The 14,324-nt window shown below is 51.0% G+C and carries 14 protein-coding genes; 9 read left to right on the forward strand and 5 right to left on the reverse strand.

Features of this window, described 5'->3' with window-relative positions:
* Nucleotides 1–4 precede the first annotated feature (4 nt).
* The 3 genes from fdxH (at nucleotide 5) to ABU190_RS11845 (ending at nucleotide 2,644) form a co-directional block, all read left to right on the forward strand.
* Nucleotides 5–892, forward strand: a complete 888-nt coding sequence (gene fdxH / locus ABU190_RS11835; RefSeq protein ID WP_271848899.1) for a formate dehydrogenase subunit beta — start codon at nucleotides 5–7, stop codon at nucleotides 890–892.
* Nucleotides 885–1,538, forward strand: coding sequence for a formate dehydrogenase-N subunit gamma (gene fdnI, locus ABU190_RS11840; RefSeq protein WP_296414657.1), 654 nt, complete (start codon nucleotides 885–887; stop codon nucleotides 1,536–1,538). The genes fdxH and fdnI overlap by 8 nt, the downstream gene beginning before the upstream one ends.
* A gap of 191 nt (nucleotides 1,539–1,729) precedes the next feature.
* On the forward strand, nucleotides 1,730–2,644 hold the full coding sequence (locus tag ABU190_RS11845; protein ID WP_354691394.1) for an ATP-grasp fold amidoligase family protein: 915 nt from the start codon (nucleotides 1,730–1,732) through the stop codon (nucleotides 2,642–2,644).
* Between the two features lie 10 nt (nucleotides 2,645–2,654).
* Here ABU190_RS11845 and ABU190_RS11850 read toward each other — a convergent pair whose 3' ends face one another.
* Together ABU190_RS11850 and ABU190_RS11855 are read right to left on the reverse strand one after the other, a co-directional pair.
* Complete coding sequence (locus tag ABU190_RS11850) at nucleotides 2,655–3,731, reverse strand: HAMP domain-containing sensor histidine kinase (RefSeq protein WP_354691395.1); 1,077 nt, start codon at nucleotides 3,729–3,731, stop codon at nucleotides 2,655–2,657.
* Nucleotides 3,728–4,432 carry a response regulator gene (locus ABU190_RS11855; protein WP_354691396.1) on the reverse strand — a complete coding sequence of 235 codons (705 nt, stop codon included), beginning with the start codon at nucleotides 4,430–4,432 and terminating at the stop codon, nucleotides 3,728–3,730. The genes ABU190_RS11850 and ABU190_RS11855 overlap by 4 nt, the downstream gene beginning before the upstream one ends.
* A 376-nt stretch (nucleotides 4,433–4,808) precedes the next feature.
* Between ABU190_RS11855 and ABU190_RS11860 the strand changes: the two genes are divergently transcribed.
* On the forward strand, nucleotides 4,809–5,216 hold the full coding sequence (locus ABU190_RS11860; protein WP_354691397.1) for a transporter: 408 nt from the start codon (nucleotides 4,809–4,811) through the stop codon (nucleotides 5,214–5,216).
* A 194-nt stretch (nucleotides 5,217–5,410) separates the two neighbouring features.
* A complete protein-coding gene (locus ABU190_RS11865; protein ID WP_354691398.1) occupies nucleotides 5,411–8,527 on the forward strand; it encodes a multidrug efflux RND transporter permease subunit in 3,117 nt (1,038 codons plus the stop codon).
* Between the two features lie 20 nt (nucleotides 8,528–8,547).
* Here the strand turns inward: ABU190_RS11865 and ABU190_RS11870 are convergent, their stop codons facing one another.
* Together ABU190_RS11870 and ABU190_RS11875 are read right to left on the reverse strand one after the other, a co-directional pair.
* Nucleotides 8,548–8,898, reverse strand: coding sequence for a DUF1304 domain-containing protein (locus ABU190_RS11870; RefSeq protein WP_041851479.1), 351 nt, complete (start codon nucleotides 8,896–8,898; stop codon nucleotides 8,548–8,550).
* A 128-nt stretch (nucleotides 8,899–9,026) separates the two neighbouring features.
* The gene (locus tag ABU190_RS11875; RefSeq protein WP_110295513.1) at nucleotides 9,027–9,632 is read right to left on the reverse strand and encodes a glutathione S-transferase; all 606 of its coding nucleotides are present in this window, start codon (nucleotides 9,630–9,632) and stop codon (nucleotides 9,027–9,029) included.
* 285 nt (nucleotides 9,633–9,917) lie between these two features.
* Here ABU190_RS11875 and ABU190_RS11880 point away from each other — a divergent pair, with 285 nt between their 5' ends.
* Together ABU190_RS11880 and ABU190_RS11885 are read left to right on the forward strand one after the other, a co-directional pair.
* On the forward strand, nucleotides 9,918–10,808 hold the full coding sequence (locus ABU190_RS11880) for a LysR substrate-binding domain-containing protein (protein ID WP_354691399.1): 891 nt from the start codon (nucleotides 9,918–9,920) through the stop codon (nucleotides 10,806–10,808).
* A gap of 68 nt (nucleotides 10,809–10,876) precedes the next feature.
* A complete protein-coding gene (locus ABU190_RS11885; protein ID WP_354691400.1) occupies nucleotides 10,877–11,575 on the forward strand; it encodes an RluA family pseudouridine synthase in 699 nt (232 codons plus the stop codon).
* 84 nt (nucleotides 11,576–11,659) lie between these two features.
* On the opposite strand, the gene ABU190_RS11890 is transcribed toward ABU190_RS11885, so the two are convergent.
* Complete coding sequence (locus tag ABU190_RS11890; RefSeq protein ID WP_354691401.1) at nucleotides 11,660–12,199, reverse strand: DUF2058 domain-containing protein; 540 nt, start codon at nucleotides 12,197–12,199, stop codon at nucleotides 11,660–11,662.
* Nucleotides 12,200–12,526: 327 nt separating this feature from the next.
* Between ABU190_RS11890 and ABU190_RS11895 the strand changes: the two genes are divergently transcribed.
* Both ABU190_RS11895 and ABU190_RS11900 read left to right on the forward strand, forming a co-directional pair.
* Nucleotides 12,527–13,738, forward strand: coding sequence for an MFS transporter (locus ABU190_RS11895; RefSeq protein ID WP_354691402.1), 1,212 nt, complete (start codon nucleotides 12,527–12,529; stop codon nucleotides 13,736–13,738).
* Nucleotides 13,739–13,776: 38 nt separating this feature from the next.
* Entirely contained in the window at nucleotides 13,777–14,319 is a 543-nt protein-coding gene (locus ABU190_RS11900; protein ID WP_354691403.1) for a GNAT family protein, read from the forward strand.
* The last annotated feature ends 5 nt before the right edge of the window (nucleotides 14,320–14,324 follow it).

Here is a 14,324-nt window from a genome sequence, read left to right on the forward strand (position 1 = left end):
ACCTATGGCTATGCAATCACAAGATGTTATCAAGCGCTCTGCAACCAACGGGCTGACGCCGCCGCCTCAGGCGCGGGACTTCCGCGCGGAAGTGGCAAAACTTATCGATGTCAGCGTCTGTATTGGTTGTAAAGGCTGCCAGGTCGCCTGTTCTGAATGGAACGATATTCGCGACGAGGTGGGCTACTGCAACGGCGTGTATGACAACCCAACCGACCTGAGCGCGAAGTCCTGGACGGTGATGCGTTTTAGCGAAACCACGCAGAACGACAAACTGGAATGGCTTATTCGCAAAGATGGCTGTATGCACTGCGCGGATCCTGGCTGTCTTAAGGCCTGCCCGTCTGCCGGGGCGATCGTTCAGTACGCCAACGGGATTGTGGATTTTCAGTCCGAGCACTGTATTGGCTGCGGCTACTGCATTGCTGGCTGTCCGTTTAACATCCCACGGCTGAACCCGGACGATAACCGTGTCTATAAATGCACACTTTGCGTTGACAGGGTCAGCGTCGGCCAGGAACCGGCGTGCGTGAAAACGTGCCCGACCGGGGCGATTCAGTTTGGCACCAAACAAGAGATGCTGAACGTGGCCGAAAGCCGCGTGGAGCAGCTTAAAAAGCGCGGATACGACAACGCGGGCGTCTATAACCCGCAAGGCGTGGGTGGTACGCACGTGATGTATGTTCTGCATCATGCGGACCAGCCTGCGCTGTATCACAACCTGCCAAACGACCCGCAGATTTCCACACCGGTCAATTTATGGAAAGGCGTTCTCAAACCGCTCTCCGCTGCCGGGTTTATCGCCACCTTTGCCGGGCTGATTTACCACTATGTGGGAATAGGGCCGAACAAAGAGACGGATGACGACGAAGAGGAAAACGGCCATGAGTAAAAGCAAAATGATCCTGCGCACAAAGTTTATTGACCGCGCCTGTCACTGGACGGTGGTGATCAGTTTCTTTCTGGTGTCGCTTTCCGGCATCGCGCTCTTTTTTCCCACCCTGCAATGGTTAACCGAAACCTTCGGGACGCCGCAGGTAGGGCGCATTTTGCATCCCTTCTTCGGCGTACTGATTTTCGTTCTGCTGATGTTTATGTTTGTCCGTTTTGTGCATCACAACATTCCTGATAAGCAGGATATTCCGTGGTTTAAAGGGATTATTGAGGTACTGAAAGGTAACGAGCATAAAGTGGCGGATGTCGGGAAATATAACGCCGGGCAGAAGATGATGTTCTGGAGCATCATGAGCCTGATTTTTGTGCTGCTGATCACTGGCGTTATTATCTGGCGACCCTATTTTGCCCATTATTTCTCCATCACCTTTGTGCGCTGGAGTTTATTAATCCACGCGACGGCCGCGATTGTGCTGATTCACGCCATTCTGATCCATATGTATATGGCATTCTGGGTGAAAGGCTCGATTAAAGGCATGATTGAAGGCAAAGTCAGCCGCCGCTGGGCGAAGAAACATCACCCGCGCTGGTATCGTGACGTTGAAGCGGCCGAAAATAAGGCGCAAGAGGGTAAATCTTTATAATGTCATGGCGACCACTGCGCTGCGGTGGTCGCTGTTGTAAGGCATTGCGTTTGACCTCAGAAAACCCGCAGGTTTTGGCATTTAAATAGACACGTATGATTTATCCCCGCGTGCTCCATACTCTCTCCATTAACTGAACAATATAAATCAATCATCCTCCGACAAAATATCGACTGTGCCCAGGAGGAACCATGAATAAACTTAATTACATTCTCAAATACGCTGAATATTTAATCCGAAAAAGCAGGGTGTTTGTTACTACGGATCTGTACTTTCATACAGCCGCGCTCAACAAAGTTTCCGAACGCCCGTCAAACCTGATGAAGCCCGTGACATTGAGTGAGAAAATTTGTCATCGTCTGGTATTTGATCGCAACCCTCTTTATACATTACTGGCGGATAAACTCGCCGTTAGAGAATATGTCCATGCCAGAACTAAACGGGTTAAAACCATCCCCTTGATTGGCGTCTATCACAGTGTGGAAGATATTGACTTTAGCCAGTTACCCGAACGTTTTGTGTTAAAATGTAATCATGACAGTGGAAGTGCGATAATTTGTACCGATAAAGGCAGTTTTGAGCCTGCGAAAGCATTAAATAAATTGAAACTTGCACTCAATAAAAATATGTATTACACCACCAGAGAATGGCAGTACAAATCTATAACACCGGTTATTCTCTGCGAAGAGTATATCGATATTTTTTTTGGGGCAGTGAAAAAACAGACGCCTGAAATGTTAAGAATACACTGCTTTCATGGTGTGGCTTGTTTTGTTGAAGCCGATTTTACCGATGAAAACGGCAATGAGTACATTAATGTTTATGACAGATCATGGAAGCTACAACCTTTCCAGATGGAATACCCAAACACACCTGATGCCATTGAGGAGCCACCATTATTCTATAACGCTATTATTGCGGCTCAGGAACTGGCAGGAGAGATTGACTATGGTCGTGTCGATTTGATGTTGCAAGGGGATGAAATCTATTTTAGTGAAATAACATTAAGCCCCAGGCGCGGGAAGCTAAAGATCACACCTGCAAGCTGGAACGTAAAATTAGGGGAGATGTGGGATCTGACGCTGTGTAAAAACAGGCTCAATTGAGCCTGCGCGGTTATTTTTGGTCCTGGCTCACCGGCCACGACAGTGTAAAAATTGAGTGATTTTCTGGTGTCAGGGTGTAAGTTGCATTCCCGCCGTGGGCGAGCATGATCGCTCTGACCACCGATAATCCTAAGCCACACCCCTGAGGGTGACTCTTTCTTGCATATTCTCCACGTTGAAAAGGCTGAAATAAGAGACTGTGGAGTTCCTCAGGAATGCCAGGGCCGCTGTCTTCAACGAGGATGACGTTCTCTTTCCCGACAATGCCATTTTTTACCCGTAGCGATCGTGACGATGAGTATTTTAAGGCATTATCAAAAAGCACGGTCAGGCATTGCATAATGCGCATAGGGTCACAGCAACAGCGCTGGTGCTCAAGTTCGGTTGCGATAGTAAAGTGTTCGCGCTGAAATTCCGGCGAAAAGTTATCCAGCACACTGGTAATCGTTACCTCAAGATCGGTCTCACTGAGGGTTAGCGTATATCCGGCTCCGCCGTAAGAACTAACAACCCGCAGATCTTCGATTAAATGCGCCAGGCCTTCGGTTTGCTTAAGCAGGTTTTGGAACAGTACGGGCGCGGGCTCGAACACACCGTCAACCAGTCCTTGCAGCCGTCCTCGCAGAATAGTCACCGGGGTTCTAAGTTCATGAGCGATGGCCGAATTCCATAAATTGCGCTGAATATCCAGTGTCTGCAGTTTTTCTGCCATTTCGTTGAAATCATTGACCAGATTATTCATCTCTCCCAACTGAGAACTCGTACAGGTTGCCCTTGCGTCAAGATTGCCCTGTGAAATCTGTTTCAGGCTATACGCTACCGCATTTAGCGGCGTCAAAATCCTTGAAGAGAGTTTCACCGTAAAGAAGAGAGAAACGACCAGACTGGTCAGCGAAGCAATCATGATCCACAGCCAGTCCACCAGGGTCATCTCATCTTCATTTCCTGTCAGGGCCCCCCCCGGCAGATAGTAAATTAAGAAACTATAAAATAAATAAGAGCCCAGGACGGCGATAGCAATAATAATGAAGGTGAGCGACACCATATAGGTCAATATTTGACGGCTAAGAATAGGGTCTTTTTTCATTTATTCTCACCCAGGCGGTAACCCAGCCCTCTGATACTCTCCGGGATCCCTTTGAGCCCCGCATTCTCAAGCTTTTTGCGCAGCTTACTCATGTGGCTGTCCACGGTTCTGTCCAGTGAATCACCTTCTGGCAGGCAGGCATCAAGTAACTCTTCGCGTGAGCATACCTTGCGTGGATTGCGCGCCAGATAGGTGAGAAGTTTAAATTCCGTCGTCGTCAACACCGGCGTGACGACCTCATCCGTGACGGTTATCTCAACATAAAAATCATCAGGATAAATGGTCAGGCAAGGCGTTCTTATCGGCCTTGTATTTGCAACCTCTGTGTTTACTTTGGTTCTGCGCAGTACAGCTTCAACCCTTGCAATAACCTCCGAAGGGTTAAACGGTTTTATCACATAATCGTCAGCCCCGAGCCGCAGCCCCATCAGTTTATCGACATCCTGATCAAGTGCCGTCACCATGATAACCGGTACGTTACTCTCTTTGCGCAAGGTTGTAAGAACATTCCATCCGTCAAAAACAGGCAGATGGATATCAAGTAAGATGAGGTCTGGCTTGTGCAGGCGAGTAAAATTAATTGCCTGCTCACCATCCCTGGCCCGGAAGGTTTTCATACCCGCGCGTTGTAAATAGCTTATCAGTATGTCGGCAATTTCATCGTCGTCTTCAGCGACAATGATCAGGTTATCTTTGTTCATTTTATCTTCCATCAGTACCGATGATAGAAATTACTCTATCTTAAAAGATCTTATGTCGTAATTGTTTAAAGGTTATTGAATACAATATGCGTAAAGTTTGTATGCCTGATATTACTCCCTGTTAAGAACAATCTGACAGTCGCAATTCGAAAAAGTTTCATTTTCATGTCTTTTTCCGAAAGATCTAGAGTATGTGAGGGCTTCTCCATACTGGCTACACAATCCCGAAATAAACAATCAACAATCTGATGCAATCATTTTCATCTGGAGAAACCCGGCCAGACGCCGATTGCTATTCATTTTCAAAATTTATAACGTCTAAAGCCAGTGCTTTATGCGTAATTTATGCGTGCCAGATTGTGTCAGGGAAAACAATATGAAAGACGTTGAGCGTATTTTTCAAAAGGTAATTTGGGACTCTTTTTTATATTTTCTGGTGTCATGCGTATTGCTGTTTCCATGGTTGTTTGTTGCGCACGCTATTGAAGAAAAAACGGATATGGCGGTTCTCTCGTTACCTCTGGCGCTTGCGTGTGTCGTCATCGCTTTTTTCTTTTTTATCATCCAAAAGAAAACGGGGGCATTAAAGGAGTTAGCCGTCATAACGTTCTATGTCATTGTTGTCTTTATTTATACTATTCTGGTGTTCAATTTACTTCTCAATATCATGCCGGGTCTGGATGATTTTATATTTTATTATGGGTGTTTTTTGAGCGTCTTTTTCTTCGGTACGCCAGTGTATTTATTGATACGGATGATTTGGACTTTTTTCACAATGAAGTAATGGACTAATACATACATGTAGAACAATGTCTGGCTCCACACTTTTTCCATAAACCTGCCATACGTGGTCAATATCAACTTCTTATCATTGGCATACATTTTTGGCAGATGACTTTGCGCCGGGTGGCGTGGAGCAGGCTAGTGAGTCGCTTTATTTTTTATGAACATTATGTCAGTTGACTGGAATTATTTCTGATGCCGCATTTTTTTATTGAAAGACCCATTTTTGCCTGGGTGATCGCGCTGTTTATTGTGCTGACCGGCATATTGTCAATCCCCCGACTGCCCGTCGCACAATATCCGGCGGTCGCACCGCCTGGTATTATCATCTCGCTCAGTTATCCCGGCGCCAGCCCGGATGTCATGAACACCTCTGTCGTTTCGCTTATTGAACGCGAGATCTCAGGGGTGGATAACTTACTCTATTTTGAATCGTCCAGTGATACCACCGGCATGGCTTCGATCACGGTAACATTCAGGCCAGGTACAGACATTAAACTCGCCCAGATGGACCTGCAAAATCAGATAAAGATTGTGGAGCCGCGTTTACCGCAGGCTGTGCGGCAAAATGGTATTAATGTTGAGGCCGCTAATTCCGGGTTTCTGATGATGGTGGGTTTAAAATCCCCCACCGGCGAATATCAGGAAGCGGATTTAAGCGACTATTTCGCCAGAAATTTGACGGATGAACTGCGACGTGTGCCGGGCGTGGGGAAAGTCCAGCTCTTTGGCGGTGAAAAAGCGCTGCGAATCTGGCTTGATCCCATGAAATTACACAGTTACGGGCTCTCTGTTACGGACGTGCTCACCGCCGTGAGTCAGCAAAATGTGATTGTTTCACCCGGCAGAACGGGAGACGAGCCTGCGGTCTCGGGTCAGACCGTTACCTATCCGATCACCGTCAGAGGGCAACTTACCTCGGTTGAGGCGTTTCGTAATATTACTCTTAAGTCGGCGATCTCCGGTGCGCGTCTGACACTGGCCGATATTGCCCGCGTTGAATCCGGGTTACAAAGCTATACCTTTGGTATACGTGAAAATGGCGTACCCGCAACGGCGGCCGCTATCCAGCTTTCACCCGGTGCAAATGCTATTAACACGGCGTCCGGTGTCCGCGCGCGGCTGGCTGAGCTGTCAGGTGTACTGCCTGAGGGAATGGAATTTACGGTTCCTTTTGATACGGCACCTTTCGTTAAACTTTCCATAATGAAGGTGGTGGAGACATTCGTTGAAGCGATGGTTCTGGTCTTCCTCGTCATGCTGCTTTTCCTGCATAAAATCCGCTGCACGCTGATTCCTGCCATCGTGGCACCCGTGGCGCTGCTGGGCACCTTTACGGTGATGCTATTAAGCGGTTATTCCATCAACATTCTGACCATGTTTGGCATGGTGCTGGCTATCGGCATTATCGTTGATGACGCCATTGTCGTGGTCGAGAACGTCGAACGCCTGATGGAAGAAAAGGGGCTCTCCCCGAAGGAAGCCACGCGGCAAGCTATGCATGAAATCACGCCCGCAATCATTGGTATTACCCTGGTGCTTACGGCGGTATTTATCCCGATGGCATTTGCCGGAGGGTCTGTCGGAATTATTTATCGGCAGTTCTGCATCTCTATGGCAGTCTCTATTTTACTGTCCGCCTTTCTGGCCCTGACGCTCACGCCAGCACTCTGCGCAACGATATTAAAGCCCCATCATCAAGCCTCCCGCAAAGGCCGCGCGTTTTCCGCGTGGTTCAACGGTCGGTTTCATGCGCTTACTGCGTTTTACGCATCCGGTCTCGGATTTGCTCTGAAACGGACCGGACGGATGATGGTGCTCTATGCCGCGCTGTGCATGGCGCTTTTTTGGGGTCTCTCTTCATTGCCGTCGTCGTTTTTACCGGATGAAGATCAAGGCTACTTTATGTCGTCCATCCAGCTTCCTTCAGACGCGACGATGCAGCGTACGCTTAAAGTGGTTCAAAAATTTGAAGAGGAAATCGCCAGCCAACCGGCGATTGAAAGCAACATCATGATCCTCGGATTTGGGTTTTCGGGCTCTGGTCAGAACTCGGCGATGGCTTTTACCACACTCAAGGACTGGAAACACCGCGAAGGGACAAGCGCACAGGATGAAGCTGACCATATTCAATCAAGAATGGAGAGTGTGTCCGACGCGGTAACCATGAGTCTGCTTCCTCCGGCTATTTCTGATATGGGGACCTCATCCGGGTTCACTTATTATGTGCAAGACCGGGGAGGGAAGGGCTATCAGGCGCTAAAAAAGGTAGCGGATGAACTCGTCCAGCGCGCCAATAAGAACCCGTATTTGAGCGATGTCTATATTGATGGCCTGCCGGAGGGATCAACACTTGCCCTGAACATTGACAGGGAAAAAGCCGAAGCCATGGGGGTCTCGTTTGATGAAATCAATCAAACCCTTTCTGTCGCAACGGGGTCTAACTATGTCAATGATTACATCAATAATGGGCGGGTTCAGCAGGTCATTGTTCAGGCTGATGCGCCGTTCCGTATGCAGCCGGAACAGCTATTGCGTTTATCGGTTAAAAACCGCCAGGGGGAGATGCTGCCAGTGTCCACGTTTGTGACGCTTGCCTGGCATGTCTCGCCGCAGCAACTGAATCGCTACCAGGGTTATCCTGCCATTCGAATTACCGGAAGTGCATCCTCTGGTGAATCTACAGGCACCGCAATGGTGGCAATGGAGGAACTTGCAAAAAACTTACCGTCGGGTTTTGCGGGCGAGTGGGCAGGCAGTTCATTACAGGAAAAGGCCTCTGCATCGCAGCTTCCGGGGCTCATTGTACTGTCGATGCTAGTGGTATTTATGGTGCTCGCCGCGCTTTATGAAAGCTGGTCTGTTCCCTTCGCGGTTATGCTGGTTGTTCCGCTGGGGCTGCTCGGCGCCGTTCTGGCGGTCATCGTCGCACAGATGACGAACGACGTCTTTTTTAAAGTCGGTCTGATAACCCTGATTGGGCTCTCCGCCAAGAACGCCATTCTAATCATTGAGTTTGCGAGACAATTAATGCACCAGGGCAAAAACGTCATCGAAGCGACCCTCATCGCCTCCGGACAGCGTTTGCGCCCGATACTCATGACCTCTTTAGCGTTCACATTGGGCGTGGTGCCCCTGATGCTTGCCAAAGGGGCAAGTGACAGCACGCAACATGCCATCGGAACAGGGGTGTTCGGCGGAATGATCAGTGCAACGCTACTCGCTGTTTTCTTTGTTCCCGTCTTTTTCGTCGTGATTGTCCGCTTTCTTGAAACGCGAAACCTGGAACACAAGAAGACCCGGAACGATTAATCTCCGCCCTCGTTCGTCCTTTATTGCATCAATAGCGCGACCATCGCGATAAGCGCCGGTAGCGCCTGAACATAGAGGATTTTCTTGCTGGCGGTTGCCGCGCCAAACACCCCGGCGATCAACACGCATGCCAGGAAGAAAAGCTTGACCTGAAACCCGGCATCGCCCAGCCATAACCCCCACAGTAAACCGGCGGCTAAAAAGCCGTTATACAGCCCCTGATTGGCGGCCAGTACGCGGGTGTCGCGGGCAAAATCGGCGCTCAGGTTAAACGCCTTGCGGCCGGTTTTGGTATCCCACAAAAACATTTCGAGAACCAGAATGTAGACATGGATCGCGGCGACAAGCGCGATGAGGATAGTTGCTAACACAAGAAACCTTAACGGATAAGAGCAGGGTATCTGGAGTATAGATAACGGCATAAAAAAACGAAGAAAAATCACTGCGTTTTATCGGGCGGATGCGGGTTAATGAATCATGTCATTAACCCGCCCTGTGTTTAGCAGAAGGGATATTTTTTAAAGGCGGGCAACGCCTCACAGGAACGGGCAAGTGAGGCAATATTTTTAAAATCGTCGGCCAGCACCACATTCGGGATCATCGATTGTATAAAGGTCCACACCACCGTGCTGGTGACGGTAACCTGATCGGGGCGCCGGGCGGCAGCGCGGCCTGCCAGTAGCGTATCCCATTCCCTGCAGGCGGCTAACAATTGCTGGGTCACGCGCGCGACCCACGGCTGATGCTGCTTTTCTTCCGGTCTGAGATTGTGTTCGTAAATGTTTTGCACCGCTTTTTCGCAGGCGGCAAGCGCCAACCCCAGCAGGCGAAGATCCTGTGCCAGCGCGCCAGGCTCCGCAGGGAGTAATTTCTGGTCTGCGTCTGCCTGGGCCTCGAAATAATGCAAAATAAGAGATGAGTCCATTAACTGCACGCCGTTATCCAGCAGCAGTGTCGGCGCTTTGACGACCGGGTTAATGCGGGCGAACGCCTCAAATGAGCGAAAAACTGACAGCGGCATACTTTCAAATTCGATGCCATAGATTTCCAGGGTTACCGCAACACGCCTGACGTAAGGCGAGTCCATCATGCCAATGAGTTTCATCGTAACTCCTGCCCATACACAGCAATAGCCGTTAAGTGATTGACCGCGACACCTGCCCCGGTAACGAAAACAGAAAGACCTTACCGTAAATCGTCGTGGGCGAATATCACGGGTTTCTAACCTTATGTGTTAGTTTTTCTAACATTTTGCACGGTTATCGCATAGCCTGTAGACGGCGTTAAAATTAACGGGCATAACACCATGCCGGGTTATCAGTGGCCGCTGTAATAACGTCAGTTGGGTAGTAACGTTAACCTGGTGGCCCCTGTGTTTGAGGAAAGCACAATGTCGGATTTCCCCCCTATCGCCAGCCTGCGAAGCTTTGAGGCGGTTGCACGCCTGGGTAGCGTGACGCTGGCAGCAAAAGAGATGAACGTGACCCATTCCGCCATCAGCCAGCAAATCAAAATCCTTGAGGCGCTGGTTGGCGTAAAACTGTTTATCCGTCACGGGCGCGGGGTGCAGATTAACGAAGAGGGGCGGCTCTATGCGCTACAGATACGCGAGGCGTTGAACCATATCTCGGAGGCCACCCGGCTGGTACAGGTAAAGCCGCGCACGATGGAACTGACGCTGGCGACGGTGCCGTCTTTTGGCAATCACTGGTTGCTGCCGCGCCTGATGCGCTTTCGCGAAAAATATCCCCTAATTTCATTACGTTTGCAGGCCAGCCTGACGGTCACCAGCCTGCAACAGGAGGGCATCGATATTGCTATCCGTATGGGGCAGGGCGACTGGGAAGGCATGGAGAGCCGCTTTCTTTTTTCTGATGAGCTGATTGTCGTTGCGGCACCTGGCTACAACAAGGGCAACTTACCCGCCACGCCGCAAGAGGTGGCGAAGAGTGCCATTATCTTTTCGACGGAGTCGTGGAAAAGCTGGTGTCTGAATGCCGGGCTGGAAAAAGAGATTATGCCCGCGGGATTGCGCATCAATGATTCGAACCTGGTCCTTGAAGCCGTGCGGCTGGGACGCGGTATTGCGCTGGAGCGCCGCTCTCTGGTCCGGGACGCTATCGCGCGGGGTGAGCTGGTACAGATAACGGCGTTCACAGCGCCGTATCCCTGGCACTACTGGCTGGTGACCTCTCCACAGGTGGAGAAAGCGCGGGAAATCTCGCTTTTCATCGCCTGGCTTGATGAAGAGATCGCCCTGTGGCGCGAACAGGTGCAGTAAAGCCCGGATTCGCCAGGCGGCGGAGAATTCGCTATTATCCACTCTCACTTTTTTTGCCGGGCAGCCTGATGTCTGAGATTATCGATACCTTTATTGCCCCGCCGTGCCATGACGAGATAGAGATCCTCTGGCAGGACGAACATCTGGTGCTCATCAATAAACCCGCCGGGCTGCTCAGCCTCTCCGGGAAAAACCCGCAAAACCTCGACTCGGTACATCACCGGCTGGTTAACATATTCCCCGGCTGTACCCTGGTCCACCGCCTGGATTTTGGCACCTCCGGGTTGATGGTGGTGGCACGCAACAAAGCGATAAATGCCGCGATTTGCCACCAGTTCAGCCAGCGCACGGTAAGCAAGGTCTACACCGCGTTGCTGTATGGGCATCTGGCCGATGACGACGGAGTGATCGACGCACCGATCGGCAAAGATCCGGCGCTCTTTCCGCTGATGTCGATTTGCGCTGTTCACGGCAAACCTGCACGCTCCCGCTATCGGGTCGTGGAGCGTTTTTATCAGCAAGGGGACGACGGGGCGTTACTGCCACTGACGCGGGTTGCACTCATCCCGGAGACCGGGCGCACCCATCAGTTGCGTATCCACTGCCAGTACCTGGGCCATCCGATTCTGGGCTGCGATCTGTATGGCGGCCTGACGCTACCGGGCACGGCGCGAACTCCCCGACTGATGTTGCACGCCAGCGAACTGCATTTTGTGCATCCGGTCAGCGCAGCACCGATCAACGCCTGCCACGCCAGCCCGTTCTGAACAGGAAAGATCCGGATGAGGCGCCGGGAGGATGCCCGGCGCGCTACATAAGTGCGGTGGGAAAGGGGTACTAAACGTTGCGGATTACCACATCAAATCGTCAGGAATTTTGAAATCGGCGTACGGATCGTCTTCGTCCTGCACTTCTTCGCTCAGCGCGCTGTTTAAGACAATGTAACTCTCATCGCGCTGGGCAATTTTATCCGCAACGACGGCGGGGATGATCGCGTATTCGCTGTCGCCGTTGCTGTTGGTCACCAGACGCGCGATGGCGAGACGGCCATTAATCAGTTGTGTCTGCGTCGTCTTATCTACCACGACCTTTTTGATAAGGTTATTGTCGGTGAAGTTGAAATCGATATTGCCTTTGGCAATCACAATCCGGTTCATCTCAATAAGCTGCTTCACCTGCGCTTTATACTCTTTTGATAACGCCGCCTGCTTTTGTTGCTCGCTCAGTTGCTTATCGCGCTCGATCTGGGCTTTTTTATTCTCTTCTACTGCCTCTCTTGCCTCACGAGCCTGAACGCGTGATTTCTTGGCCGTTCTCTGGACTTTGGCCATCTTCTTGCTGGTCACTAAGCCTGCTTTCAGCATCTGCTCTTGTAAGGTGAGTTTTGTCATCGTCGTTTCTAACCTGGTAAAGAATTTGCGTGATTATAACGATAATTGTCGCGGATGTAACAGGTGCACCCGCGCCCGTGACGTTACGCGCCCTAAACCAGACGCTGACATAAAAAAGCCCAGCGGAATCAATTGTTACATTTATGTATCATGCTACTGACTTGAAAACTCGCTACTCTCTCTTCTTGCGAGTATTACGCGACACGCAGGTTTTTAACCTGCTGATTTTAAAATGGAATGCGTGAAGGGCCGCATGCAAACAACGGCACCTATTTCCGTTCTGTGAATGCGAGACCATCGCTGGATTGCCACGTAAGAAGAGGTTTCATGTCTTTACGATCGCTACAGGCACTGTGTTTAGTGAATTTTTTCATGGCGGATGTCAGGGACGGTCTTGGCCCTTTTTTAGGGATCTTCCTCACTGAGCATCACTGGCAAACCGACCGTATTGGCTGGATGATGACACTTGGTGGTCTGGCAGGGCTGCTTGCCACGATGCCCTCCGGGCTGGTTGCTGATGCGTCACGGCATAAGCGGGCAATACTTATTACCTGCGGTCTGCTTATCACCGCCGCGACGCTGCTGCTCTGGGTATTCCCGACACTCTATATCGTCGGCTTTTCTCAGCTCGTCACGGGCGTGTCAGCGGCTTTTATTGCCCCTTTGCTAACTGGCATCACGCTTGGGTTAACCGGCTCATCCGGCTTTAACCATCAAATGGGCAGAAACGAGGCGTTTAACCACGGCGGAAATATGAGCGCCGCAATACTGGCGGGTGTGCTGGTGTTCTACTTTGGCACAGATGCCGTGTTCATTTTGATGACCGGTATGGCGATTTGCGCCACGATGGCGGTGTTTGCTATTCGCCATGAGGATATTGATAACCGCGTCGCTCGTGGATTAAGCGCCAGCGCGGATCCTGCGGCGCTTCCCAAATTGTCCGTTATTATCACGCACCCTGCGGTCATTACCCTCGGGGTCACGCTACTGCTTTTTCATCTGGCTAACGCCGCGCTGCTGCCGATGCTCAGTATGCGCGTGGCATCGGCGCCGGGCGGGGAGATAAGCGCGGGCGTGTATGCGGCGGCGACGGTTGTCATTTCGCAACTGGTGATGATCCCCGTGGCCTTATTCGCGGCAGCCAGAGCGGAAAAATATGGCTACCCGCTACTGATTGCGGCGGCATTAATAGTGCTGCCGCTGCGAGCGGCGCTGGCCTGCACCTCAGCCGACCCGCTCTTTATGATACCGGTACAGATTATGGATGGCGTGGCGGCAGGCCTTCTGGGGGTGGCGGTTCCGGGCTACATCGTCAAGTTGCTGGAAGGCAGCGGCCATACTAATGCCGGGCAGAGCTTTGTCATGCTGTTGCAGGGTGCTGGTGCGGCATTCAGTCCGGGCCTTGCGGGTACCATTGCGGCAAAATACTCCTACAGCGTGGCCTTTGCGGTGCTGGGAGCCATTGCGTTACTGGCGCTGCTTATCTGGACTCTGCGCCGCTTTTTTTATGGAACCCGCGAAGAGCGACGATCTTATTGAGGCGGCGCGAAAGGGAAAATAATGAACAGGGGAGTGAGATGATTTTGACGACCATGCCAGGGCTTATTATTCGGCGTTTTCACCGTAAAGACGCGGCTGCGTTTTTTGCTTATATGGCATCGCCGCGCGTGCCCTGTTTTTATGATGAGAAAATGCGTTCTCTGGCAGAAGCCGAAGAAGAGGTGGCCAAACGCGCCAGCGATGAGACTCAGTTCGCGGTGTGCCTTAAAGAAACTGACGCGCTTGTGGGGCATCTTTTTGCCGATAACAGCGGCGAGCCCGATCCGCATACCTGGAGTGTAGGCTGGCACTTCAACCCGCAGTATGAAGGGCAGGGATTTGCCACCGCGTCGGTGAGCGCGCTGTTTACTTATCTGTTTACGCAAAAAGAGGCCCGGCGCCTGTATGCCTATGTGGAAGACTATAACCTGCCGTCGCAAAAACTCTGTGCCCGTCTGCATATGCGACAGGAAGGCTGCTTTAAGGAGTTTGTCTCGTTCACAGATGAACAGGGCGAAGAACGGTACGACTCTACGTTTGTCTATGCGCTGCTTAAAAAAGAGTGGCAAGCAAGGGGCTGAGGTCG

Origin of the sequence: Phytobacter sp. RSE-02, from assembly GCF_040578655.1 — a bacterium.
GTDB classification, from domain to species: domain Bacteria; phylum Pseudomonadota; class Gammaproteobacteria; order Enterobacterales; family Enterobacteriaceae; genus Phytobacter; species Phytobacter diazotrophicus.

Coding starts and splice junctions, on each gene's coding strand:
- fdxH (WP_271848899.1), top strand. CDS start 5: ATGGCTATGCAATCACAAGATGTTATCAAGCGCTCTGCAACCAACGGG.
- fdnI (WP_296414657.1), top strand. CDS start 885: ATGAGTAAAAGCAAAATGATCCTGCGCACAAAGTTTATTGACCGCGCC.
- ABU190_RS11845 (WP_354691394.1), top strand. CDS start 1,730: ATGAATAAACTTAATTACATTCTCAAATACGCTGAATATTTAATCCGA.
- ABU190_RS11850 (WP_354691395.1), bottom strand. CDS start 3,731: ATGAAAAAAGACCCTATTCTTAGCCGTCAAATATTGACCTATATGGTG.
- ABU190_RS11855 (WP_354691396.1), bottom strand. CDS start 4,432: ATGAACAAAGATAACCTGATCATTGTCGCTGAAGACGACGATGAAATT.
- ABU190_RS11860 (WP_354691397.1), top strand. CDS start 4,809: ATGAAAGACGTTGAGCGTATTTTTCAAAAGGTAATTTGGGACTCTTTT.
- ABU190_RS11865 (WP_354691398.1), top strand. CDS start 5,411: ATGCCGCATTTTTTTATTGAAAGACCCATTTTTGCCTGGGTGATCGCG.
- ABU190_RS11875 (WP_110295513.1), bottom strand. CDS start 9,632: ATGAAACTCATTGGCATGATGGACTCGCCTTACGTCAGGCGTGTTGCG.
- ABU190_RS11880 (WP_354691399.1), top strand. CDS start 9,918: ATGTCGGATTTCCCCCCTATCGCCAGCCTGCGAAGCTTTGAGGCGGTT.
- ABU190_RS11885 (WP_354691400.1), top strand. CDS start 10,877: ATGTCTGAGATTATCGATACCTTTATTGCCCCGCCGTGCCATGACGAG.
- ABU190_RS11890 (WP_354691401.1), bottom strand. CDS start 12,199: ATGACAAAACTCACCTTACAAGAGCAGATGCTGAAAGCAGGCTTAGTG.
- ABU190_RS11895 (WP_354691402.1), top strand. CDS start 12,527: ATGTCTTTACGATCGCTACAGGCACTGTGTTTAGTGAATTTTTTCATG.
- ABU190_RS11900 (WP_354691403.1), top strand. CDS start 13,777: ATGATTTTGACGACCATGCCAGGGCTTATTATTCGGCGTTTTCACCGT.